This is a genomic window from Calditrichota bacterium (assembly GCA_013152715.1).
GTDB lineage: Bacteria > Zhuqueibacterota > Zhuqueibacteria > Thermofontimicrobiales > Thermofontimicrobiaceae > 4484-87.
In genome coordinates this window covers 2,501-25,480 of sequence record JAADFU010000147.1, presented here as the reverse complement: position 1 = coordinate 25,480, position 22,980 = coordinate 2,501, and the positions used below count along the sequence as shown (strand labels likewise).

Below are 22,980 nucleotides of genomic sequence, written 5' to 3'. Positions count from 1 at the left end.
GATCCGCTTTGTCATCATTTCTCTCCCTTTCCCAGAAGCATGTCGCTGTAGGAATTCGCCAATAAATCGCTTTTCTGAATGCCAAACCATCTCAAGTATCTCTCGCATTGTTCACGTAGCTCCGTTTCAGAAAAACGCCCTTCGCTGTCAATCGCTTCGATTTCAACAAACGCGCCCAAGCCGGCAACCCGGTCGATATGAAATTTCACATTGTCGATGAAATAAATTTCGCGTTTCTTTTTCACGACAACCTTTATGCCATAGGCATCGGCGAGAATTTTTTTGAGCACGGATCCTTTTTTTGTGGAGAACAGCGTCACTTGCGACGTTTTGGGATTTGATGAATTCTCCCGAAAATAGTGAATCAAATTATTTTCAATTTTCCCCTCGCGAAGTTTGAGCCGACCGTTCGGGCAATGGAAATAAGTGTCAACTTGCTCATCTGTCCCGTGGAAATCCGCATTTTTCGCAGCGAGAATCCGCCTAATTTTTTCTGCATCAGGGCAAATGGCTTTAATTTCAACATTGAGATGAGTCACGTTCGCCTCTCAAATTTTTTAAATAGTGTAATTTGCCGCAAAATAAAATCAAAAATTCATGTCGATTCCGGCCTGAAAAGCGTACCCGCCAATGTTGTGCCCCACAAATCCGGGAGTGCCACCTTCTCCGGCGGAGGTAATTTCAAATTCCAGAAATAGCCCGAGATGACTCAGCAAAGTTCTGTGGGAGCCAATTTCAAAATAAAAGCCATTACCTTTTGTTTTTCCGTTGGTGTCATTTTCGAAAACAGACAGGCCTGGCGTCTCATCAATGGAGATGAATGTCAATCCCAATCCGGTGTAGAAATTCCATCTGCCCACCATTTCTGCGTAGCGCCGAATGCCGACGTTAATGAATCGCTCATCCCAGTTTGCGGTTTTCACCGTTTTAATCCCGGACTTCATGTTTTCATTCAAATAGCGCGAATATTGCACGGAGAGATAAATTCCCCGATAAACGCGCACGTCAAAATGGCCGCTGTAAATTTTGTCCCATCGCGTGGTGTACTTGGCGCGAAAATCGTCCAGAGCGACGTAAAAATAGCCAGCAGAGCCGCCAGTCACCACAGTGGGCAATCGAAAAGAATCCCAGCACTTTGCCTGTCGGGGGTGGAACAGAAAAATGGCAACAAAAATTATCATCAAAAAAATTGATCGTTTCATCTACGCCTCCACATTTTTTTGTCAAAGAGACAACCTTTTCTGGTTTTGTGCTGTCTAAACAAGTAGAGAGAAACCCAAGGAGGGAAAAGCACTTGTCAGCCGTTGTCATTATTTTTTTGGCATTCGTTGTTATTTTTTGGCGCGCTCCGTTTCCGCTGCCTGCCACGCTAAAAAAACCGTTTCGCCCGACATATCTCGTAGCGCTGCTCTTTTTGCTGTTGCTTTTGCTGGCGCTGGATTCGGATTATCGCAAATTCGCCGACAACGATCAGCAATTGAGTTCCGACCAAAACACCAAAGTGATTGAAAAATCCTTTTCTTTGTGAACCAAAGCTTTGCCTCGATTCGATTTTTCTCCCATCGTTTATGCCATACGATCTCTTTTATTACCGCCAAGTACACGCGCAACAACGATTACGATGATCACGCCAGCGATATCAGCCGCCACGTCGAAAATATCCGCCGTCCTTCCCGGAACGAAATATTGATGAATTTCATCCAACATCGCGTAGCTTGCACCGACGATAAGCGTCAAAGATAACGCGCGAAAACTAAAATTTCCGCAAGGCAGATATTTGAAAGCCCGCAGCAACAACGCCGCCAAGATCGCATATTCAATTGCATGAGCAACTTTGTCCTGCATTTTAAAGCCCATGTCCGGCACAGACAATCTGGAAATGGACGATTGAACGAAAATCGCCGTCATCCAGAAAATTGCCGGAAACTGATAGCGAAAAAATCTCCCGTATTTTTTCATCGACCCCGTCTTTTTGCATTTTGATGCAAACCAATTGTTATTATCCTGAAATTCATGTGAGAAATATTCACATCTACAAAGATAACATTATTTTTTTATTATTCAATGATTTTCTCCTTGATTGTTAAAAAATTTTGCCGTACATTTTTTGATTAATCATTTGTACAGCAAAACACAGGGAAATATGAACGAGCCAACAACCGACAGCGACTTGATCAAACGCGCGCTTATGGGGGATCAGCAAGCATACAAGGAAATCCTGCGCCGCTACAGGCCTCCTCTGTACAATTTGCTCTATCGCATGGTTCGCAATAAAATGGACACAGAGGATTTGGTGCAAGAAGCGTTCATCAAAGCATTTTCCTCGCTTGCCAGCTTCAATCATAATTACGCGTTCTCGACCTGGCTGTACAAAATTGCCATCAACAATTGCATTGATTATTTTCGCAAGAAAAAATTGAAAACGCTCTCCATCGACACCCCCATCGATTCCAAAGACGGAGAAATCAAACGTGAACTGCCGGACGTGAGTTTCCGGCCTGACAAAAACATACTCAACGAAGAAAAAGATCGCATGATTCAGGAGGCGATTCAAAAACTGCAGGAGAAATATCGCACGCCGATCATTTTGCGCCATCAGGAAGAAAAGTCTTACGAGGAAATTAGCGAAATCATGGGGATACCGCTGGGCACAGTCAAAGCGAGAATCTTTCGCGCCAGAGAGATGTTGAAAAAAGAATTGAAATCAAAACTTTTTCCCAAGTAATCTCTTGTGAGCGCAAGAAATCGGAAACTTTGTTCTTTCTGATAAATCTCAAAAATAAGGCGTCTGCCCCACCATTTAAGGATTATTTTTCAAGCAGGTCTGACTGTTCTTCGAGATAAGTTTCCAAAAAATAAATTACATCCAGCTTCCCGATCAATTTGCCGTGGCCATCCAAAACCGGCACTTCATAAATATCGCGTTCCATCATCATTTTTAGCAGATCCTGAATATTATCATTAGGCTTTGCCAAGAGCACGTCCTTTACAAAAATTTCTTCAACGTTCTCTGCAGTGGCTAATTTGTAAAGTTCGCTGATTCGCGCTGACGGCGGCAAATAGTGATGAAAAAGACTGCGAAAAAGGAGTTTGCGATTGATGAGGCCAAGCAACTTGCCCTTGTTATCGACAATGTAAAATTGATGCGTCACCGGCAACTCAATAAACTTTCGGATGAGTTCAATGACGGACGTCTCCAGCGAAACTGTTATCGGCTTTTTCAATCCTTTGATATCTCTAATTCTAATCGGCTTCATTTTGTTCTCCGTGGAAAATTGCTACTTCACATGTTCAGGGATTTCACCCGCCTTCTTAATCGCGTATTTTACTGATGGCGGCCCGATAATTTGCACCAATAGCGTAGTGGCGGCAATGACATTAATGACAGTGTGTCCCAACAGGCGACCCGCATCGCCCATTTGACCGAAATGCTGATAAATATCCAGCGCCAAACCGATTGCCACACCGGCTTGAGAAAAAAGCGCAAACCCCAGATATTTCTGTACGCTCTCATCCGCGCCGGAAAATCTTGAGCCAAGATAGGCGCCGATCCATTTTCCCGCGGTTCTGCCCATAACATAGAGCAAGCCGAGCATTCCCATTTTGGGAAGCAAACCTAATTGCAGTCGCGCGCCGACAAAAATGAAGAAAATGATGTAAATCGGCGGGACAAACGATTTGACCAGATCAAAATTCGGCTCATTTCTGTCAGTGTGCAAATTGGTCAAAACCAACCCTACTGCCATGTTTGTCAAAATCAAAGAAAACTCAAAATGACTTGCCAGCCCACTTGCCAAGAGAACGGCCCCGATATTCACGACCAACTTATCATCTTTCAGCTTCACAACGCGCAAACCATAATCCAGCAATAATCCAATCGCTCCCCCTAAAAACAGAGAACCGAAAATCTCCGTCAGCGGCTGGACAATCATGACGCTCGCATCGAGACTTCCTCCGGCGACGAGCACGTTAGCAAAGGCAAAAGCAAAACCGTAAAGTATCAGCGCCAAACCGTCATCGAGAGCCACAATAGCGAGAATTGTCGTCGTCAGAGGGCCTCGCGAGTGATATTCCCAGAGCACATCTACTGTGGCAGCCGGCGCGGTCGCGGAACACAAAGCGCCCAACAGCAGAGCCAGCGGCAGATTCTTTGTCAACAAAAATGTCAAAACTGCCACTAAAAACATGGCCAATAGCCCCTCGGAAAGCAGAATTGCCAAAAATTGTTTGCCGTATTTTTGAAAAACCGATTTTTTCAGTTCGCCGCCGACCATAAATCCGATGAACGCCAGCGCCAATTGCGTCAACGGAACAAGTTTGTCCAGCAACTGTTCAGAGACGAAATGGGTTACTGAATCCCCTAAAATCACTCCGGCAACGATATAGCCCACAACCTGCGGAATGCCGATCTTTTCAAATCCTCTTCCGAACAGCAAACCGACAATGACGATCACGCCAAATAAAAATAAAATATTCATCTTAATTTTCTCAATTTAAAAAAGCATTAATAAAAATTCCTGCTGCCATCTTTTCAATCGCAGCAAGAATTTTCTCTTTTCTCAAACGACAAATCACTTTGCTAATTTCACAAAATCCTTAATCGCATCTTTGTGCACTAAAAAAGTCAACATTTTCAACTTAACAAAATCATCGCGAAAAAAATAGTAGCCTTTAAACTTCCCCTTATAGGCGCTGGAGGCAGAATCCTTGATGAGGAACCAATCGTGTCCTTTGAAATGTTTGTAACCAACCAAATGAATGCCGTGGTCATCCGTCGAAGTGTGATTGTACCAGCGAAATTCGCGGGAATCCTGATTGATTTTATTTGCGGGAATATCAAACGCCGGAATCACCGCAATGTCCTCTTCGCCGTAACGGCCAGGTTCCGAAACATCGCCGCCGATGGCTACGGAATAGCCGTTGCGAATAGCATGTTTCAGGGCTTTGTACCAGACATCCAGCGGCACGTTGAAATAAGCTTTGCTATGCCACCAATTGTCAGGGACTTTGTATTCGCCCCAACTGTAAAAAGGCTGATCCTTAAAAGACATCAAGTCAACGTAATCATCCAACGGCAACGCGACCACTTTTTCGGCGAACTCTTTGGGAGTCATCTCTTTTCCATCCACAACAATTTTTTCCGGCGGTGCGCCCATGTATTTATTGAGAATCATTTTTACCGTGTTCAACGCAATGTCTTCATCCCAGTAATTCTTCTCTTTCAGAAAATTGAGATAATCGCGAATCTCGCGCACCATTTTAGAATGGTTGTAATGCTCCTGGCCGGGAAGCAAGCCGTCGTAATCAGATCGCCGAACAATGCCGTACTGTTTCATGCGTTCGATGACGGCATTGTCTTCTGAACCTTCATCGACGAGAGACTTCCCTTTTTCCCGAATAAAACGGCGCGCTTTTTCCACATATTCCCAGTAAACAGTGTACATTTCTGATAATTTGATTTTTTTCTTGTGAATGCGGTAAATTTCCGATTCCAAAAATGACGTCGTGGAAAAGCACCAGCACGTGCCGGTAGTATCCTGACGAATGGGGGGAAAATGAAAAACTTGCTGAAAAACTTCCGGCGACGCCGGCTTTTTGATTTTTGAAAAATCCGCCGACAAAATCGTATCCGGCTTGCCGTAAAAATTGGTGGTCGGCTTGTAGATTACAACATCCTGAGCAAAAGAAGTGCTGACAAAAAACAATATCAGCAGTAACGAAAAATATTTTGCAGATTTGGTCATTTTCAATATTCCTCATTTTTAGTGTCTGTGAAATTTTTCCTGAACTTCGTAATCACGATCCTGAAGTTCGTTTTTGGATAATTGGTCCATAATTTCTTTGACCGTTCCCGAAGCCCCGCGGACGACATGAATTCCCAATTGCTCAAAAAAACCAATGGCTCTGCCGCCGATGCCGCGCGCTACAAGCAAATCCACATTTTGTTGAGCCAGATAATTCGGGATATCGCCAGGCCCGTGATCTTCCAACGGATTGACGATGACATCAACGGAATAGCTGCCCTCGTCTTTTCGGTCAACGAAAGCAAAAAACGGCGCATGACCGAAATGCTCGCTGATGGGCGAATTCTCACCCAAATTTTCCAGCACAGGAATTGCGATTTTCATTTTTTTATTCCTCCGATTACTAATTTGATAAAGTCAATAATTGATCGTTCACAAAATAACAAATTTTATGATACGAAACAAGAATTATTTTTCTCTGTCGCGATCGGCACAAGAAAGTAATTAGACAGGATGAACAGGATTTTTTTGAAGAAATCAGGATTATCTTGTAAATCCTGTCACTAATTTTTTTAACTAAAATTCGATAGGGCAAAAAATCATTTGCTCAGCACGGCATTCAGCACCATGATGATCGATGCCGCAAGCGTCGTGTAGGCAAACAGCAATTTCAATTTCGCCGGTTTGGTTTTCATCGCCATTTTGCCGCCGATAATTCCGCCAACCGCTCCGGCGAGCGCAATGGGCACTGCGAATCTCGCATCGAAATGGCCGGAAACCACGTGTCCGGTAAAGCCCATCAGTGCCGTAATGGAAACAAGCGTGGTCGCGGTTCCCACAGCGATGCGCATGGGCACGCTGCACGCCAAAACCATCAACGGCACCAAAAATGAACCGCCGGAAACGCCGACCATGCCGGCGCCGAAACCCGTGGCAACGATGATGGGAACAGCAATTTTGATATCGACCATAAAATCATTTTCCCCGGATTTGAGGTACCAGACCATTTTCTTTCTGGCTTTTATTTTCTCTTCAGCTTCTTTCACTGGTTTCAGCATGAGAAATGCGGCGATGAGCAGAAAAAATGAGAACACAAATTTCAAAGTCTTTCCCGAAAAATAGGAAGAAAAATAACCGCCGCAGAAAGCCGATACTGCCGTCAACGTACCGATGAAAAATACCAATTTCCACTCCACGACGCGTTTCTGTCCGTAAATCAGCGTCGCCGCCAGTGAAGAGATGAAAAGGATAAACTGTCCCGTTGTGGCTGCCTCATGCATGCCGACGCCGAAAAGAACGAGCGTGATCACGTAAAAATTCCCGCCGCCTCTGCCGGTCATCGTCATCAGTGCCGCAATCAGAAAAATCGCCAGTGCCACTAACCCGATTTTCATTTCCGTCTCCGTTTTCCGCTTACAACATCAGCGACTGCCAAACAAGAAATATTGCAACTGCACCACAAACTCATCATTCTTCATTTCGTCCGCGGCTTCAATTTTGTGGACGTAATTCAACAAAATTCGATTCCATTTATTGTTGAAATAATAATCCACGCCAATTGTCAACCACGACAGGTCGTGCGAGTTTTTTATACTTCGATTCGGGTCAAAATGTTCGTAACGCAACACACATTGCCAGCGATCTGTCAAAAACTGGGAATATTGGCAGAACCAGCCGCTGGCTCGGACAGTTGCTATTTCTGCGCCGTCAAATAAAAATACTGCCGACAAATATTCCGCTGCGAGCTGCGTTCCACCGGAAGTAAGCGCCACAGCGTAATCCTTTCTCCGGTCATTGCCGGCGAAATGCTGAAAATAAGATTTGTCGCAGCCGGGAAGCTGTTTGACAAAATTGTTGTCTCCATTTTGTCGATACGAGCAAGCGAATTGAGACAAAAATTGTACTTTTTTTCTCCACGCTGGGAAATTAAGATTTCTTTTGTAACTCAGCCGCGCTACGACGAGCGGAAAATTTTTGTCAGCAAAACCGTTGTTCGCGCCGTTGCCCGTCATGAGCGCAAATTCATATTGAAAAAAAGACGCGACTTTCCCGAAAAACTGAGCGCCATAATCCCGCACGAATGACTCGCCGAGAGAGCCATTCGGAATGAGGCGGTTAATTGCCTGGCTTCTCTCCGTAGTCGGCAGGCGAGAATCCGCCTGAAATCGCTCCCAACCAAACGGCGGCTTGAATTGGCCTATTTTTAAATTTAAACTTTTGCCAAACGAATATTTGAAATAGGCATGTTCTAAAAAAAATTCATCGTCAGTTGCACTGTAATTATTTGTCTTGTAAGTCGCCTGTGCGTAAAAAGTGACTTTCTGATTGATCTGCCAATCCGCCGCTAACTTAAAACGTCGTAGGCTCCAGTGATCCTCGCTTATTTTGTTCTTGACATCATTTTCAATAAAACTGTAACGAAGATGAAAGTAGCTTTTGCACTGGAATTTTCCGGGCAAAAAAGATGGCGGCTTCGCCGCAACCGGAAAAATATTAGAGAAAAAAATGAAAAATAAAATGAGCAAACGCTGCACTGAACGCTCCTTTCTATTCATAGAACCCACCTCTATCTTTAATAGATTCAGTTAATCTTGTAAACCCCGTCTAAAATGTCTCTATTTTCAGCCGATCAATCCCCAGATCATTTTCACCGCAATGGCGTAAAGCACAATTCCGATAATCAGTTTCACCTGCCTGCTTTTCAGTTTTGCCTGCATTAAATGGGCGCCTAAAATTGCTCCGCCAATTGAACCGATCGTGGCAAAAAGCAGCAATTGCCAATTGATATGCCCCAGCGACGCGTGACCTAAAAATCCGGCGAAAGATGAAAAAATAACAATAAAAGCCGTTGTTCCGCTCGCTTTTTTAGCATTAAAGCCGAGCCAGACCAGTACAGGAACGATGAAATTTCCGCCGCCCACGCCGAGCAATCCGCCCAGATACCCGGCGACCACACCAACACCCATACCGTAGCCTAATTCCTGTTTTGCAGTTCGGGGTTTTTCCCGTTCTTTGGCGCGGTAAAAAATCATCATGGAACCGGCAAAAATCAAAAAACCGATGAACAACCAGAGCAGAACTTCTCTGTTCACGAACTGGCTGCAATAGGCTCCCAGCGGGGAAAAAATAACGGCAATTATGATGATTGGGATTGCCGTTTTGAAGACAACTAATTTATGTTTGACGTAAGTCCGCGACGCGAAAATCATGCTGATTGAATTGAGCAGCAACGCCACTGCCATCGCTTGCTTCGCGTAGCGGAATTCCCAGCCAATAAAAAGCCGGAATGAGAATAAACGCAGCTCCCACACCGGCGATAGTCAGCACCGTGGTAAAAATAAACACAATGAGCGCAGCTACCAAAAATGTCACCATCGTAAGTTCCTTTCGTTCGGAAGCAAGACAGGACTGGCAAAACTTTTTCTCACAGAATTTTTTTCATCGTGCAAAACATCTCATTTTGCCAACCCTGTCCGGAATCAATGTTATCATAATTTTTCAAAGCACGGGATGCACACTGGCTTTCCGTTCACCATTTTCGTTGTATTTTCAAATACAATCTCATTGCAAATATCGCACTCGTGCCAATTGAAAGTGCCTTTGGGAGGTTCCACGTCTGCTTCGTGAATTTCGCCCAAGACGAACAAATCTTCATCTTTGGCATTGAAAATATTTTCCAACAACGGATCCAAAACTTCTGACGAGATGTCTTTGGGTTCCACTTTCTGGCGCCGCAATTCCACGAACTTCGACGCCAGACCTTTTTTTTGAAAATCCGGTTTCATGGCAACGCGCACAGCTCTTTTTGTCTTCAAATCGACAAGAGTAATCGCATTTTTGCCGTAATTTTTCTTCTCGGCATTGCCTTTGCCGTAAGTGCAACCGGTCGCCGCCATGACGCCGTCCAAAAAGCAGGCGGTCGCATGGGCAGGACCATTTTCACAAATCAAGTAGAGCTCTTTGTTGCTGGCTCTCTCCACGCCCAATTTTTTCATCGCTACTAATCCGGCGCGGTAGCCAATGGGCATGGCCGGGCATCGGTGCCCGTGAAATTTAAACACCCAATCAGGAATCTGTACCATATTTCACTCCTTAGTTTTAATGATTAATTTTTGTAACAATTCGGGTTTAATTTTTTTTAATTTTTTGACAGGATAAACAGGATTGAAAGAATTAAATTTATGTTGTCAGTCCTGTCGAAAAAGCAACTTGGTACTATTTTTGCCAAATTAAAATTTATTTTTTCTGCCGCTTTTGAAATTCTTTTTCCAATTGGCCATTCAATGCCATGCCAACGACACAGACGCCGTTCTCGCGCAAAAACAACCGTTTTTTTAGCCGTTCCGGATCATCAGGATATTGCTCTGCCAGATGTTTTTTCAATAATTCAAAAAAAGAACGCAGGAATTCAGAATCGTCATTAAGAAAATTGTAAACCCAGGTCCCCTGCCGGCCTGAGCGTAAAAGACCGGCATTTCTCAAAATTCCCAGCGCTTTAGAAACGGTGTACTGCGGCAATTGCAGAGAATCTACCATTTCGCAGACGCAGAGCCGCTCGCCGGATTGCACAAATAAATTGACAATTCGTAACCGCGTCTCATCGCCTAATGCTTTGAAAACTGAAACATAATCCATCTCCCCTCTCCTTTTGTCTATATGCGCATATTTGCATATAAAATAACGTTTGTAAAATTAAAAGTCAAGCTTTTTTTTGACTTTTCTAAATTTTTTTTGTACTTTGCCAGAAAAAGAAAGCGTTGCCGCTGCGAAATGAATCAACTAAACAATGAAAAATTCCAAATTCAAAAAATATCATACAATAATTTTCAGCATGATTCGTCTTTAGGAGTGTGATGAGTCAATCAAAACTTAAAATAGCTTCGCTGTTCAAAAGTCAATATGCAGCATTGTTGAATTACGTTCAGGGCCAAATTTCTTCATTAGAGGATGCCGAAGATTTGATTCAGGACGTTTACTTCAAGGCAATGAAAAATCTAAATGCGCTGGAGTCAATTGACAATTTGACCGGTTGGCTTTTCACTGTTATTAAAAATGAAATCATTGATTGGTATCGCCGCAAAAAGCCAACTCAACTTTCTTTGGATGATGAGAACAAAGAAATCTGGGAAAAATTGCTGGCGGAAATGCCAGTTGACGTTGCCGATCGGGAGGAGCAAGATATTCTTCTCGAAGCAATCTACCGAGCCATTGAAAACCTGCCGCAGGAGCAGAAATTTGTATTCGTGGAAAATGTCGTCCAAGGCAGGACATTCCGTCAATTGGCTGAATTGACTGGCGAATCAATCAATACTTTGTTAGCGCGGAAAAGGTATGCGGTGATAAATTTACGGAAACAGTTGAAAAATTTGCGTGAAAATTTGGAATGACAGACTAAATTTATGAAAGAGTATAGAATGCTAAAAAATGGAATAAAGATCATCGACAAAAAAGGATTACATTACATTGTCGAAAATGACGGCAGTCTGAGAAAATTTAAGCCTTGGCTCGGAGACGCTTTTTCATTTCTATATGATTTCATCATGAAAAGTTCCATCTTTCCCAAGAAATTTGGTGGAGATATGAGCAAACATTATGAAATTCTCAGACAAGAGTTGAAAAGTGTTCTCGGCAAACAAGTTCTCGAAGTAGCAACAGGTAGCGGCAGTGCTGTTAATTTCTTACCAAATGCCAATCACTATATTGGCACAGATGTCAGCCCTGGCCTTTTAAAAAAAGCAGTTAAGAACTTCCGTAATTCGGGATTCAAACATGCCGAATTTTATGTGACGAGCGCAGATGCTCTTCCTTTTAGCGATAACATTTTTGATATTGTCCTTTGTATTCTCTCCCTCAATTTTTTCGACAATATCAAAAATGTTTTCAAAGAGATTAGACGAGTTTCGGCTCCAGATTCTATTCTCATTTGTAGTGTGCCCGTACCAGAGCGAAACAAATTGAGAAGTACAATCAATGGCAGATTATATTCAGAAAAGGAATTAGAAAAAATAGGCCAAGAGAATGGTTTTAGTTACGAAAGGATTCCTGTTGAAAATGGTGCTCTGCTATATTTCAGAGCAAAATTACAGCAGCGAAAGCGTTGTTAGTAAAAAACCTGCATAGCACATCACTAAATTGGTTTTTTGCTCTGCTGCGCTCCATAAAACCAGTGATTTCAATTGATTAATTGAGCACAAAATAAATTCAGGAAGGAGACAAGATGACACATGAATGCTTTTGGGAAAATGCACCCAAGCCGGTGAAAATTGTTTTAATTGCGCTTGGCGGAGTTTTAGTCGCTGCAGTCGTGGCGCTGTTTTTCGGTTTTGTCGTTCTGTGGCTCTGGAACTGGCTCATGCCGGCCATTTTCGGACTGCCAACCATCACATTCTGGCAGGCATGGGGACTGGTTTTGCTGTCGCATATTTTTTTCAAATCAATCACTCACCCGAATCACAGCCACCACGAACATTTTGGCTACCAAGCGCGTCACGAGGAATTTTTTCAAAAAATCAAAAGGAAATTTGGACCAGGGCCAGAGGCAAATTGAAGAGACATAGGGCGGCGCAAATCACGCCGCCTTTTCTGGCAGCCAATTTTTAATTTGATTGTATCCGGGCACTCTACCGGCGCTCTTGAGCTTGCCGTCAATGATCAAACAGGGCGTCTGGATGACGTCGTATCTCAAAATTTCATCAATTTCTTGTTCCGAAATTTGAGCTATTCATTACCGTTTGAAATCAATCCCACGCCCTGGCACTGATTGCATTCAAACTGCAGCGTTACATGGCTAATCTCAAATTCGTGTTTTAACTTTTCTTCAATTTTTCTGCCTAAATCATTGCTTTCGCTCACCAGCATGTCGCGAATATTCACATGCCCTTCCAGATGGACATCATTTTCTCCGACCAGCCACAAATGTAAATGATGAAAATCTTCCACGCCTTCAAATGATTCAATCGTCTCTTTGATTTTTGTCACTGGGATATTGGTGGGCGCGCCTTCCATTAAAATATGAATTGCGCCGATCAAAATGTGGTAGCTCTCTTTTAAAATGTACAAGCCGATCAAAATGGTCAAAATCGGATCGAGCCAGTAGATTTTCCAGAAATAAATCGCCAGTCCGCCGAGCAAAACGCCCAGCGACGAAAGTGCATCAGAAAAAAGATGCAAATAAGCGGAGCGGATATTCATGCTGGAATCTGAATCACGCCGCAGCAGCAATGTTCCGATGACATTGGCAATTAATCCGACCGCCGCGATTCCGGACATCAGACTCCCCTGAACTTCAGTTGGATGAATCAATCGAAGTGCGGATTCATAAAATAGATACAGCGAAATGACCAGCAGCACCGAAGAATTGATCACCGCCGCCAAAATTTCCGCGCGTTTCAGGCCGAAAGTGTGCCGTTGGGAGTTATCGCGCTCACGCAGACGCAGCGCGATGTAGCTGATGATCACCGCCACGCCGTCGCTGAAATTGTGCAACGCATCGGAAATCAGCGACAGACTCCCGGCAATGATGCCGCCGACAATCTCAACAACGGTAATCAGAAAATTCAACAAAATCGTGATGATAAACCTAACGCCCGTGTCGGCGGGTATTTCGTGATGATGGTGTTCAGTGCTCATTTTTTTCCTTCGAAATTAAATAATTTTTTTGAGAGGATAAGCCAAAAGAATAATAAACACGAAAAGCACTGCCAATAACTTTTTCCGTTAACTCTTCGTATTTCATTATTTTCTCGCCCCCATTCTGATTTTTTTTGACTTATTGGCGGCGGAAAAATAAATTTTTTATCCTGAAAATCCCGTAAATCCTGTCAAAATATTTATCCTAAAAATATCACTTCTTTCACAATAAAAACCATTCCAATCAAAATCAGCAATACCCCCAGCAAAACAGACATTAACTTTTCAGGTAAACGTTTTGTCATAAATCGCGCCCCCAACTGCGAACCGACGATTGCCGCCAGAGCCGTGACAACGACAATTATCAGCGGCACAGTCCCCATTTTCCAGTGCGCGGCGCTTCCGGATAGCGTAGAGATACTCGTAACGAATGCCGAAGTCGCTGCCGCGTGTTTGGGCGTCAAACCCAGCAACAGCAAAGCCGGCACAACAAGCGAGCCGCCGCCGATGCCCAAAAGTCCGATCAAAAATCCGATAGCGCTGCCGGCAAAAAAACCGAGCACTATTTTTTGCTTGCGGCTGCGAGCAATCGGCTTGACAGCCGGTTTGTAAATTCTCTGTAAACCAAGTGCAATCAAAAACAATCCGATGAACAGAGCAATGAAATGATCCGGCACTTTGTACGTCAAATGCGCACCGGCAAAAGTCATGGGAATCGCAGCAACGATTAGCGGAATCCCTATTTTGAATTCTACCAGTTTTTTTCGGCGATAGTAAAGAAATGCCGAGGTCTGCGTGACAAAATTGATGGTGAGCGCCAGCAAAATCGCCTCGCTCTTCAGGGACATTCCCAGCCAATAAAAAATCGGCACGTACAATTGAGCGCCGCCCAGGCCAAACATGGACAATAAAAACGAAATCAGTAACACAATCCCGATTAACGCGAGCGGCATGGCTCCCAGGCTTGTCAATTAACTATTTTCCCAGTCATTTTATTTATTTGCAATTAAGTGTTTTTAACTAATCTTTCCTGTAAAAGTTGCACCAATCCCACCAGTCCGACGCGGAAACCGGCAATGACAACCATTGTGATTTCTTCGCTCATGGCGCGCAATATTTTTTTGCAATCTGAATCAATGCATTCACCCAAAGCGCATCAGCAAAACTTCTCCTTCATTTTAGGCTATTCCGATAAATCACAACATTCATCGCCAGCAAAACAATATCTTCCGCCAATTTTTGCATCCCGATCTTTGTCTCTTCTGCGCCGACAGCAAAACAGCCGCAGCTAATATCCAGCCCGCGCACCAGCGCCGAAGCAATCGCCACGATGAAAATGAAATTCAACACTAACAAAATCAACGCCGAAGCAGAAAGACAGCGACTCGTCAAAAGCAACATGCCGCAAATCAGTTCCAGCCACGGCAGAACCACAGCCGTAATGACCACAAAAAAATATGGCAAAATGCGATAATTATCCACTTGTTCGGCAAACCCGGCCGGATTGGCGATTTTCACGGCGCCGGCGTAGATGAAAATTCCGGCGATGATGATCCGCAACAGCCAATTGATGAGCCTGCTTTTTCCTTTATCTGTCATTTCTTGCCCCCTTCGACTTGCCATGCGCTTTCCAGTCATTCAGACCACCCTCGTAAACTGCCACTTTCGCGAAATCTCTCAATTTGAGTTCTTCCGCCAGCAATGTGCCCAAATCGCATGGCGACCCGTCGCAATAGCAAACCAGCCATTTGTCGTGCGGCAATTTTTGGATTATTTCTTCAAACTCAAAATATCTCTCGTAGGGAATATTTATTGCGTTCGGTAAATGTCCCGCCTGAAATTCGACTTCTTCTCTGGCGTCGATTAACAATGCTTTGTTTTCGCTAATGATCCGATTAAGCTGATCAAATCCGACAACTGGCAAATCGTCGCCTTCGGAAAATCCGTTTTTTTCATCGGTTTCAATTGACACCGGCGGAAGTTGTTCGGCAAAGACCGAATCTGACGCGTACGCCAGGGGAGGCCGCTGAAAGGAAATTTTAACAGCGCGCGGGTGAAAAAAATTGACAACAAAACTCACGATGATAGCAAAAAGAATAATTAACAAAACCTGTTTACCGAGCAATTTTTTTCTATTTTTCATCATGCTCGTCTCCTCTCCCATTCCCGGATAAATTCAATACGAATGAATTTCATTGATGCGCTCCCTGCTTTTCGCCGCTGACAGACTCAACAATGTATCGGCTGAAGCTATTTTCGATGATTTTTCAGAAAGCTCCTCGTTGTTTCTTCTATGCTAAAAATCTAACAACACCAATAACAACCAAGCCAGATAAAAATGCCACCAGCCGCACGTAGCGGTACTGGAAATGCCGGTGCACTTCCGGGATTAAATCATCTGCAGCCACGTGAAGAAAAGTACCAGCCGAAAATGCAATCAGATAGCCGATCGCAATCAAGGATGTTCCCTGAAGCACAAAAAAAGTAATAAAAGCGCCGATGGGGACCATCACCGAAAAGAGCAAGGTCAACAGCATGATAGATTTATTGGAGTAATGTTCCTTGATGAGCAAACTGGACAAAGACAGCGACGCCGGAAGTTTGTGTAGCACAACTGCCAGGAAAACAACCATACCGAGATGGGGCACAAATATGCCTGCTCCCAACGCCAGACCGGTAATTAAGCTGTGAACCGACAAGCCAACAAAAGCGGAAATTCCCACAGAATGGAACTCACATCCTTCCGATGGACACGGGTGGGTCATAATAAATTTTTCAAAAATATAGAGCGACAAAAAACCAAGAAGAATAGGCAGCCCCAGCCGGGGGCCGATGTACTTTGCGGCGTCAGGCGTCATGTGCAAAAGAGCGGCGCCCAGCAAAACGCCAGCGCCGAAACTGATAAAAAGATGGATAACGAACGAATTTTTCCTGAAATAAATCGGAATCGCGCCACCAATCCAGGCGATCACAATAATGAAAAAAGAATAAACAAGTAAACTGGTCAACATTGAAAATCCTTTCAATTTGCTAAAACGTCATGCTGATGAAAATTTTGAAAAAAAATTATCACTCCGCCCCCAGCAATTCTTCTAAAAATTGTTTTGTCCCCGCCGGATTCTTTATCTGACAATTTTCAATTAACTCATAGGGATTGACAACTTGCCCGTTCACAACAATTCCCGGTGACGAAAGTATATTCAGCTTTTTGGCGATCTGCTGCGCTTCCGGATCAGTTTCCAGAGATTTTACCTCATGCGGGATGTTGTTATTCTGCAAAAATCGAATGACCAAATTGCTCTTGCGACAGTTGCGAGTGCGCAAAATGAGAATGGGTTTGTTACTCTTTTTTGCCATTTCTGCGTTACTTTTCGTCATTAAAATATTTTTCCTTAAATTTCAAAGACACATTTACCAACCCAATCAGGACCGGCACTTCGACCAGGGGACCGATGACCGCAGCGAACGCCTCTCCCGAATGAATCCCAAAAACTGCCACTGCAACGGCAATGGCTAATTCAAAATTGTTGCTGGCAGCGGTAAATGAAAGCGTGGCGGACTGTTTGTAATTAGCACCGACCTTTTTACTCATATAAAATGAGATCAGAAACATCAACACAAAATAAATGAGAAGCGGAATGGCGATACGCACTACATCCAGCGGGAGTTGCACAATATATTCGCCTTTCAGAGAAAACATAACGATAATCGTGAACAACAAAGCGATGAGTGTGATGGGGCTGATTTTCGGGATAAATTTTGTCTCATACCATTGTTTGCCCTTTAATTTGAGCAATGAAAAACGGGTGATAATCCCGGCGATAAATGGAATGCCGAGATAAATGAAAACGCTCTTGGCGATTTGTCCGATAGTAACCTGAACCAGCGTCCCTTTCAAGCCGAACCAGGTAGGCAAAATTGTGATGAAAACATAAGCATAAACCGAATAAAACAGCACTTGAAAAATAGAATTGAAAGCCACCAGACCGGCGGCATATTCGGAATCGCCCTTGGCCAGTTCGTTCCAGACAATGACCATGGCAATACATCTCGCCAGCCCGATCATGATTAACCCGTACATGTATTCCGGATAGCCGCGCAGAAAAACAATCGCCAACAGAAACATCAGCATGGGGCCGACGATCCAATTTTGAATCAGAGACAATCCTAAAATTCGCCAGTTTCGAAAAACCTCACCCAGTTCTTCATATTTTACCTTTGCCAGCGGCGGGTACATCATCAGAATGAGCCCGATGGCAATGGGGATATTCGTCGTTCCGACCTGAAAATAATTCCAGAAGTCAACTATTCTCGGGTACAAATACCCAGAACCGACGCCGACAGCCATCGCCAAAAAAATCCACAAAGTTAAAAATCGATCGATGAATGACATTTTTTTCGTTTCTTCAGCAACCACTTTTCCTCCAAACATTTTACTGAATTTTTTGCACTACAAAATTAAATTAAGCAGTCGTCTCAACGTCCATTTTTTCACAAATTAATTTCAGCTCCCATTTCGATGTTATTCGAAATAGCTGCCAAACTATCTTTTGATTTGCAGACAAAATTACGGTCCATCTTTTCTAATTTCTCCCAATCGTTTTCTGCCTGAGAGTCCGTTTTCAACTGGGACAAAATAAGCGGCATCAAAACCGTAATCAGGACGTTGTCGTAACACACATTCAGGGAATAGTTCACCCATTTCCTGTCCTTTTTATCTTTAATAATTCCAATATTTTTTAAAATACTTAAGTGCCGCGACACCGTCGATGGCGCCAGTTTCAATATTTCTGTAATCTCACAAACGCACAACGACCGCTGTTTGAGCAAATTGATGATGCGCAGCCGATTTTTATCCCCCAGGGCTTTGAATAATTCAGAAAGCTCGTCCATTTTTTCTCTCCATTTTCATTTCGATAAATATAAAAATGAAAAATAAAGAAGTCAAGTCTTTTTTTATTTTTCTGGTAAACTTAAATCAAAAAAAGAGGAACATCAACTATTCCGGATGGAATTAAGAATTAGAAGAAAGAAAATTGTTTTGAAATTTGAGAAATCAAAGCTTCAATTGAGGGAAAAAATTAATCGAAACAAAATCACCGGAATCCCAGCAGACCGGCGCCCTGATAAAGCACAAAACTGGCAGTCCACGCCAGAGTCAGACCCAGCGTTACAGAAAAAATAGTGATTTTCCACGATTGGGATTCAGCTTTGATGGCAGAGATAGTGGCAATGCACGGCGTGTACAGCAGTGTGAAAATCATGAAGCTCAAGCCCTGCAGCGGCGTAACGTGAGCAGCGATTTGTACGGCTGTGTTTCCGCCGGCATAAATCACAGCGAGTGATCCGATGACAATTTCCTTGGCGATAAATCCGAAAATCAAGGCGACAATTTCCTGCCAATTAATTCCCAGCGGCTGAAACAAAGGAAGCAGCCAGTGGCCGATGAGGCCAGCCCAGGTGCGGGAAATGTCATCTCCGGCACTCATGGGGACGTGCGTCAAAAACCAGACGACCAGAACGCCGCCGACAATCAGCGTCGCTGCGCGGTAGAGAAAATCTTTGATTTCCTGCCAGGCGCGCAAGGCGACCGTGCTCGCCTTGGGCAGCCGATAGGGCGGAATTTCCATGATAAACGGCTCTGCTTTTCCGGCAAATTTAAACACGCGCAAAGCCAGCCCTATTAAAATGACAGCAGTGAAGCTAATCACGTAAAACGCAAATACCACCCAGGGAGCGACCGCCGGGGCGAACAAAATCCCGGCGAAAAAGATGAACACCTGCAATCTGGCGCTGCACAGCGTGAAAGGTAGCAAGAGCATGGTCACAATGCGGTTGTGCCGACTGGAGAGAATTCGCGTGCCCATGACCGCGGGCACGTTACAGCCAAATCCCAACAAAATATTGATGAAGGCTTTGCCGTCCAGACCGAGCGCGTGCATGAGCCGATCCATTAAAAAGGCAGCCCGCGCCATGTATCCGCTGTCTTCGATGATGGACATAAAAACGAAAAACAGGGCGATGATGGGAAAAAAACTGATGACAACGCCCAATCCCATCACAAGTCCGTCAATGATCAAGCTGGCAAAAAACGGCGGCAATTTTTGAAAAAGCGCCCAGTGCTGGAGTGTAGCTTGCAGATAGCTGAAGCCGTCGCCGATCAAATTCTGCAAAGGCGTACCAAGGGCGTAAATTCCCTGAAACAAAAGAAAAATAATCAAAAAGAAAAGCGGCAGCCCCAGGTATTTATGCAGCAAAACGCTGTCGATTTTTCGCGTGATTTCGTCATGTTCGACGGTCGGCGCGGAAGTGGCTTCGCGAATAAGTCCCTTCACAGCATTGAAACGGCAACGGGCGAACATCACCGACAAATTTTCCTTCGTTATTTTCTCAATGTGTTCGCGCAGTTCAATTGCTTCCCGCTGAATTGTCGCCAGTTTCTCATCTTTCACCCGTGTCAGCAGTAGGGAATCTTCGCTCTCCAGCAACCGGCTCGCCAAAAACACTTTGCTCAAACTCGGATCGTGCTCAATTTTTTCCAATTTTCTGGCGAGATGAATGAGCGCATTTTCCACGATCGGGGGACAGGAAATATTCGGCGGCTTTGCCGAAACCGGCTGCTGCACTAATTTCAAAATTTCTTGTTTGAGCGAATTAATCCCCTCGCCCGAGCGCGCGACAATGGGAACGACTGCCATGCGCAAATGTTGGCGCAGCGCCTCGAAGTTAATTTTCACTCCCAGACGTCGGGCTTCATCCATCATGTTCACAGCCACAATCATGGGAATGCCGCTCTGTGCCAATTGCAGCGTCAAACCCAGACTGCGGTACAAATTGCGCGCATCGACAATGTTGATGATGATGTCAGGCGGGGTTTGCAGCAAAAAATCCCTGACGACCTGCTCTTCCAGCGAAGTGGGCACGATAGAATAAGTGCCGGGAAGGTCGATGAGCGTGAAGTTGTAGCCATCTATTTTGAACCGGCCCATCTTTTTTTCCACGGATACGCCAGGCCAATTTCCGACCATCTGATGGGCGCCGGTCAGTTGATTGAATAGCGTGGATTTCCCGGTGTTGGGAATGGAACTGATGGCAATGGTGATTCTTTTATTCTTGCCCATTTTCTTCCAAAGGCTCTAAAATTATCTTTTCCGCTTCGCCGCGTCCGATAACAACCGTCTGATTATTTTTATTTTTTAATCGCAATCCTCGTACATCGAGAATTTCAACCTCATCCCCGAGGTCAATTCCACGATTCTTCATTTTCTGCTGAAAAAAAATGCCGCCGAGAAATTTCAGAACCCGATAATGCTTATCGCTGCAAAATTTTATTTGCGACAGGGGAATCGCCGCCAGCCTGCAATTCAACTGCTTCAACTCTTCAATGCGAATCGCCAGACTTTCGGACTGATCAATGACTACCTCCACAGTGCCGCCCAGCGGACTAACGCGGACAATTCTCAATCGCGAGCCCGGCAAAATTCCCATTTGCGCCATGCGTTCCGTGAGGTTCCTGTCTCCTTCCAGCGCCGTGATGACGCATTCGGTATTTGCTACAAAAGGTATCCTGGTCATATTTCTCTGGTTTCTTTTAAAATTTGACAATTCAACGATTAAAATTCATAATAGGTCTTTTAACAATCTTGCAGGGGAAAAAGTTCAATATTTAGGGGAGAATAGCAGCGAAATCAAATGTGCGCTTCAAATTCGGAGAAAAAATATCTGGCGCGAACTTTGCGACTTAATTTCGGAAAAATAATTTTTAGCATAACCAATAGCTTCGGTTAGTTTGTGGTTCAAATATCAATCATTCGACAAAACTATTTTGAATTTGAATTAAAAAAAAATTATTGGAAAATTACTCACTTTTTTCTGTGATTTCGGTGTCTCGGTGGCTAATTACTTAATTTAAGTTTAAGAAACTGCTGAAGCAGTTCCCTATTTTTTTCTTTTTATTCTCTCACACCACAATAAATTGTGATGCTCATACAATTCCTTAAGACACAATGTGTTACATTGTACCAGTCACGAAATCAACATTGCGATAGCTGCTTCAGCAGCTTCATAATCTACGACAGGAACAGAAGGCCACTCCACAATAAACAGGTTGTCCGAAAAGCAAGGAATGCAAATTTGCATTCCCTACATACCGACATTTGAAAGACGCGAAGATTTATTATGATGACAAAAAAAGCCTCAATCAATAAGACTGAGGCTTTTTTTCAAAATTTAAATCCGGCAACGACCTACTCTCCCACCCCGTCGCCAGGGCAGTACCATCGGCGCTGGCAGGCTTAACTTCTCTGTTCGGAATGGGAAGAGGTGTTTCCCCGCCGCTATGGTCACCGGAATTTTTATTTACAATTTGAGAATAAGCTTAACTTACGAGTTAGCATTTTTTCCAAGCTTCTAACCATCTGCTGCCAAAGAGGCATACAGTAAGCCTCACGGCTTATTAGTACCACTCGGCTGAACACATTACTGCGCTTACACCTGTGGCCTATCACCTTGTAATCTCCAAGGAGCCTTTAGACCGCCTAATGGCGGTGGGATATCTCATCTCGAGGTGGGCTTCGCACTTAGATGCTTTCAGCGCTTTTCCCTTCCGAACGTAGCTACCCAGCCGTGCCGCTGGAGCGACAACTGGTACACTAGAGGTTCGTCCATCCGGGTCCTCTCGTACTACGGACAGCTCCTCTCAGATATCCTACGCCCGCAACAGATAGGGACCGAACTGTCTCACGACGTTCTAAACCCAGCTCACGTACCGCTTTAATTGGCGAACAGCCAAACCCTTGGGACCTTCTCCAGCCCCAGGATGCGATGAGCCGACATCGAGGTGCCAAACCAGGCCGTCGATGTGAACTCTTGGGCCTGATCAGCCTGTTATCCCCGGAGTACCTTTTATCCGTTGATCGACGGCAATTCCATTCTCAACCGCCGGGTCACTAAGTCCTGCTTTCGCACCTGCTCGACCTGTATGTCTCGCAGTTAAGCTCCCTTATGCCTTTGCACTCTGCGCACGATTACCGACCGTGCTGAGGGAACCTTTGAGCGCCTCCGTTACATTTTGGGAGGCGACCGCCCCAGTCAAACTACCCACCTAGCATGGTCCTCGAACCGGATTCACGGTTCGGAGTTAGGATTCCAATATAACAAGGGTGGTATTTCAAGGGCAACTCCATGAGGACTAGCGTCCCCACTTCACAGTCTCCCACCTATCCTACACATGCAATATCAAAACCCAATACTAAGCTGTAGTAAAGGTTCACGGGGTCTTTCCGTCCCGTTGCGGGTAACCGGCATCTTCACCGGTGCTACAATTTCGCCGAGTCTCTGGTCGAGACAGTGCCCAAGTCGCATTCGTGCAGGTCGGAACTTACCCGACAAGGAATTTCGCTACCTTAGGACCGTTATAGTTACGGCCGCCGTTTACTGGGGCTTCGGTTCACTGCTTCTCCCTTGCGAACAAAGGATAACACGTCCCCTTAACCTTCCAGCACCGGGCAGGTGTCAGTCCCTATACATCGTCTTACGACTTGGCAGAGACCTGTGTTTTTAGTAAACAGTCGCCCAGGCCTTTTCACTGCGACCACTTTCGGCTCCT

At 44.5% G+C, this 22,980-nt stretch carries 26 protein-coding genes, 2 rRNA genes and 2 pseudogenes (1 of these 30 running past the window's edge); 5 read left to right on the top strand and 25 right to left on the bottom strand.

The features are described 5' to 3' along the window. Positions 1–14: 14 nt before the first annotated feature. Both GXO74_11730 and GXO74_11725 read right to left on the bottom strand, forming a co-directional pair. Complete coding sequence (locus GXO74_11730) at positions 15–539, bottom strand: class IV adenylate cyclase (GenBank protein ID NOZ62337.1); 525 nt, start codon at positions 537–539, stop codon at positions 15–17. A gap of 48 nt (positions 540–587) precedes the next feature. Beyond that, entirely contained in the window at positions 588–1,202 is a 615-nt protein-coding gene (locus tag GXO74_11725; protein NOZ62336.1) for a hypothetical protein, read from the bottom strand. 92 nt (positions 1,203–1,294) lie between these two features. Here GXO74_11725 and GXO74_11720 point away from each other — a divergent pair, with 92 nt between their 5' ends. Next, on the top strand, positions 1,295–1,528 hold the full coding sequence (locus GXO74_11720; GenBank protein NOZ62335.1) for a hypothetical protein: 234 nt from the start codon (positions 1,295–1,297) through the stop codon (positions 1,526–1,528). 38 nt (positions 1,529–1,566) lie between these two features. On the opposite strand, the gene GXO74_11715 is transcribed toward GXO74_11720, so the two are convergent. Next, a complete protein-coding gene (locus GXO74_11715; protein ID NOZ62334.1) occupies positions 1,567–1,959 on the bottom strand; it encodes a VanZ family protein in 393 nt (130 codons plus the stop codon). 184 nt (positions 1,960–2,143) lie between these two features. On the opposite strand from GXO74_11715, the gene GXO74_11710 reads away from it, so the two are divergent. Beyond that, on the top strand, positions 2,144–2,725 hold the full coding sequence (locus tag GXO74_11710; protein ID NOZ62333.1) for a sigma-70 family RNA polymerase sigma factor: 582 nt from the start codon (positions 2,144–2,146) through the stop codon (positions 2,723–2,725). Between the two features lie 82 nt (positions 2,726–2,807). On the opposite strand, the gene GXO74_11705 is transcribed toward GXO74_11710, so the two are convergent. From GXO74_11705 to GXO74_11665, 9 genes and pseudogenes are all read right to left on the bottom strand, one after another. Next, a complete protein-coding gene (locus tag GXO74_11705; GenBank protein ID NOZ62332.1) occupies positions 2,808–3,257 on the bottom strand; it encodes a CBS domain-containing protein in 450 nt (149 codons plus the stop codon). Positions 3,258–3,278: 21 nt separating this feature from the next. Next, entirely contained in the window at positions 3,279–4,478 is a 1,200-nt protein-coding gene (locus GXO74_11700) for a cation:proton antiporter (GenBank protein NOZ62331.1), read from the bottom strand. A gap of 93 nt (positions 4,479–4,571) precedes the next feature. After that, complete coding sequence (locus tag GXO74_11695) at positions 4,572–5,744, bottom strand: peptidase C1 (protein ID NOZ62330.1); 1,173 nt, start codon at positions 5,742–5,744, stop codon at positions 4,572–4,574. A gap of 18 nt (positions 5,745–5,762) precedes the next feature. Continuing rightward, positions 5,763–6,128, bottom strand: coding sequence for a dinitrogenase iron-molybdenum cofactor biosynthesis protein (locus tag GXO74_11690; protein NOZ62329.1), 366 nt, complete (start codon positions 6,126–6,128; stop codon positions 5,763–5,765). 215 nt (positions 6,129–6,343) lie between these two features. Continuing rightward, a complete protein-coding gene (locus tag GXO74_11685; GenBank protein ID NOZ62328.1) occupies positions 6,344–7,138 on the bottom strand; it encodes a sulfite exporter TauE/SafE family protein in 795 nt (264 codons plus the stop codon). Positions 7,139–7,165: 27 nt separating this feature from the next. After that, positions 7,166–8,299: a hypothetical protein gene (locus GXO74_11680; protein NOZ62327.1), complete on the bottom strand. Its 1,134-nt coding sequence runs from the start codon at positions 8,297–8,299 to the stop codon at positions 7,166–7,168. Positions 8,300–8,365: 66 nt separating this feature from the next. Beyond that, positions 8,366–9,116: pseudogene (locus GXO74_11675) on the bottom strand (sulfite exporter TauE/SafE family protein). Between the two features lie 116 nt (positions 9,117–9,232). Beyond that, positions 9,233–9,826 (bottom strand): formylmethanofuran dehydrogenase, encoded by a 594-nt coding sequence (locus GXO74_11670; GenBank protein ID NOZ62326.1) that lies wholly within the window; start codon positions 9,824–9,826, stop codon positions 9,233–9,235. A gap of 154 nt (positions 9,827–9,980) precedes the next feature. Next, on the bottom strand, positions 9,981–10,379 hold the full coding sequence (locus GXO74_11665) for a winged helix-turn-helix transcriptional regulator (protein ID NOZ62325.1): 399 nt from the start codon (positions 10,377–10,379) through the stop codon (positions 9,981–9,983). Positions 10,380–10,597: 218 nt separating this feature from the next. Here GXO74_11665 and GXO74_11660 point away from each other — a divergent pair, with 218 nt between their 5' ends. The 3 genes and pseudogenes from GXO74_11660 (at position 10,598) to GXO74_11650 (ending at position 12,180) form a co-directional block, all read left to right on the top strand. Continuing rightward, positions 10,598–11,131 carry a sigma-70 family RNA polymerase sigma factor gene (locus GXO74_11660; protein ID NOZ62324.1) on the top strand — a complete coding sequence of 178 codons (534 nt, stop codon included), beginning with the start codon at positions 10,598–10,600 and terminating at the stop codon, positions 11,129–11,131. Between the two features lie 12 nt (positions 11,132–11,143). Next, positions 11,144–11,848 (top strand): class I SAM-dependent methyltransferase, encoded by a 705-nt coding sequence (locus GXO74_11655; GenBank protein ID NOZ62323.1) that lies wholly within the window; start codon positions 11,144–11,146, stop codon positions 11,846–11,848. A gap of 113 nt (positions 11,849–11,961) precedes the next feature. Beyond that, positions 11,962–12,180: pseudogene (locus GXO74_11650) on the top strand (hypothetical protein). A gap of 132 nt (positions 12,181–12,312) precedes the next feature. On the opposite strand, the gene GXO74_11645 reads toward GXO74_11650, so the two are convergent. From GXO74_11645 to GXO74_11585, 13 genes are all read right to left on the bottom strand, one after another. Beyond that, on the bottom strand, positions 12,313–12,429 hold the full coding sequence (locus tag GXO74_11645) for a thioredoxin family protein (GenBank protein ID NOZ62322.1): 117 nt from the start codon (positions 12,427–12,429) through the stop codon (positions 12,313–12,315). Between the two features lie 32 nt (positions 12,430–12,461). After that, positions 12,462–13,373 carry a cation transporter gene (locus GXO74_11640; protein NOZ62321.1) on the bottom strand — a complete coding sequence of 304 codons (912 nt, stop codon included), beginning with the start codon at positions 13,371–13,373 and terminating at the stop codon, positions 12,462–12,464. A 200-nt stretch (positions 13,374–13,573) separates the two neighbouring features. Further along, on the bottom strand, positions 13,574–14,326 hold the full coding sequence (locus GXO74_11635) for a sulfite exporter TauE/SafE family protein (GenBank protein ID NOZ62320.1): 753 nt from the start codon (positions 14,324–14,326) through the stop codon (positions 13,574–13,576). Positions 14,327–14,546: 220 nt separating this feature from the next. Next, complete coding sequence (locus GXO74_11630) at positions 14,547–14,972, bottom strand: DoxX family membrane protein (GenBank protein NOZ62319.1); 426 nt, start codon at positions 14,970–14,972, stop codon at positions 14,547–14,549. Then, positions 14,962–15,519, bottom strand: a complete 558-nt coding sequence (locus tag GXO74_11625; GenBank protein ID NOZ62318.1) for a rhodanese-like domain-containing protein — start codon at positions 15,517–15,519, stop codon at positions 14,962–14,964. Before GXO74_11625 ends, GXO74_11630 begins: the two co-directional genes overlap by 11 nt. 145 nt (positions 15,520–15,664) lie before the next feature. Next, entirely contained in the window at positions 15,665–16,384 is a 720-nt protein-coding gene (locus tag GXO74_11620) for a ZIP family metal transporter (GenBank protein ID NOZ62317.1), read from the bottom strand. Positions 16,385–16,442: 58 nt separating this feature from the next. Beyond that, positions 16,443–16,751, bottom strand: coding sequence for a glutaredoxin (locus GXO74_11615; protein ID NOZ62316.1), 309 nt, complete (start codon positions 16,749–16,751; stop codon positions 16,443–16,445). Next, positions 16,738–17,805 carry an ACR3 family arsenite efflux transporter gene (gene arsB / locus GXO74_11610; protein ID NOZ62315.1) on the bottom strand — a complete coding sequence of 356 codons (1,068 nt, stop codon included), beginning with the start codon at positions 17,803–17,805 and terminating at the stop codon, positions 16,738–16,740. The genes GXO74_11615 and arsB overlap by 14 nt, the downstream gene beginning before the upstream one ends. Positions 17,806–17,864: 59 nt before the next feature. After that, entirely contained in the window at positions 17,865–18,266 is a 402-nt protein-coding gene (locus GXO74_11605) for a winged helix-turn-helix transcriptional regulator (GenBank protein NOZ62314.1), read from the bottom strand. Between the two features lie 203 nt (positions 18,267–18,469). Then, entirely contained in the window at positions 18,470–20,494 is a 2,025-nt protein-coding gene (gene feoB, locus GXO74_11600) for a ferrous iron transport protein B (protein ID NOZ62313.1), read from the bottom strand. After that, a complete protein-coding gene (locus GXO74_11595) occupies positions 20,481–20,948 on the bottom strand; it encodes a ferrous iron transport protein A (GenBank protein ID NOZ62312.1) in 468 nt (155 codons plus the stop codon). The genes feoB and GXO74_11595 overlap by 14 nt, the downstream gene beginning before the upstream one ends. 658 nt (positions 20,949–21,606) lie before the next feature. Further along, positions 21,607–21,723, bottom strand: a 5S ribosomal RNA gene (gene rrf / locus GXO74_11590). Positions 21,724–21,806: 83 nt separating this feature from the next. Beyond that, positions 21,807–22,980 (bottom strand): 23S ribosomal RNA (locus GXO74_11585); it runs 1,834 nt beyond the window's last position.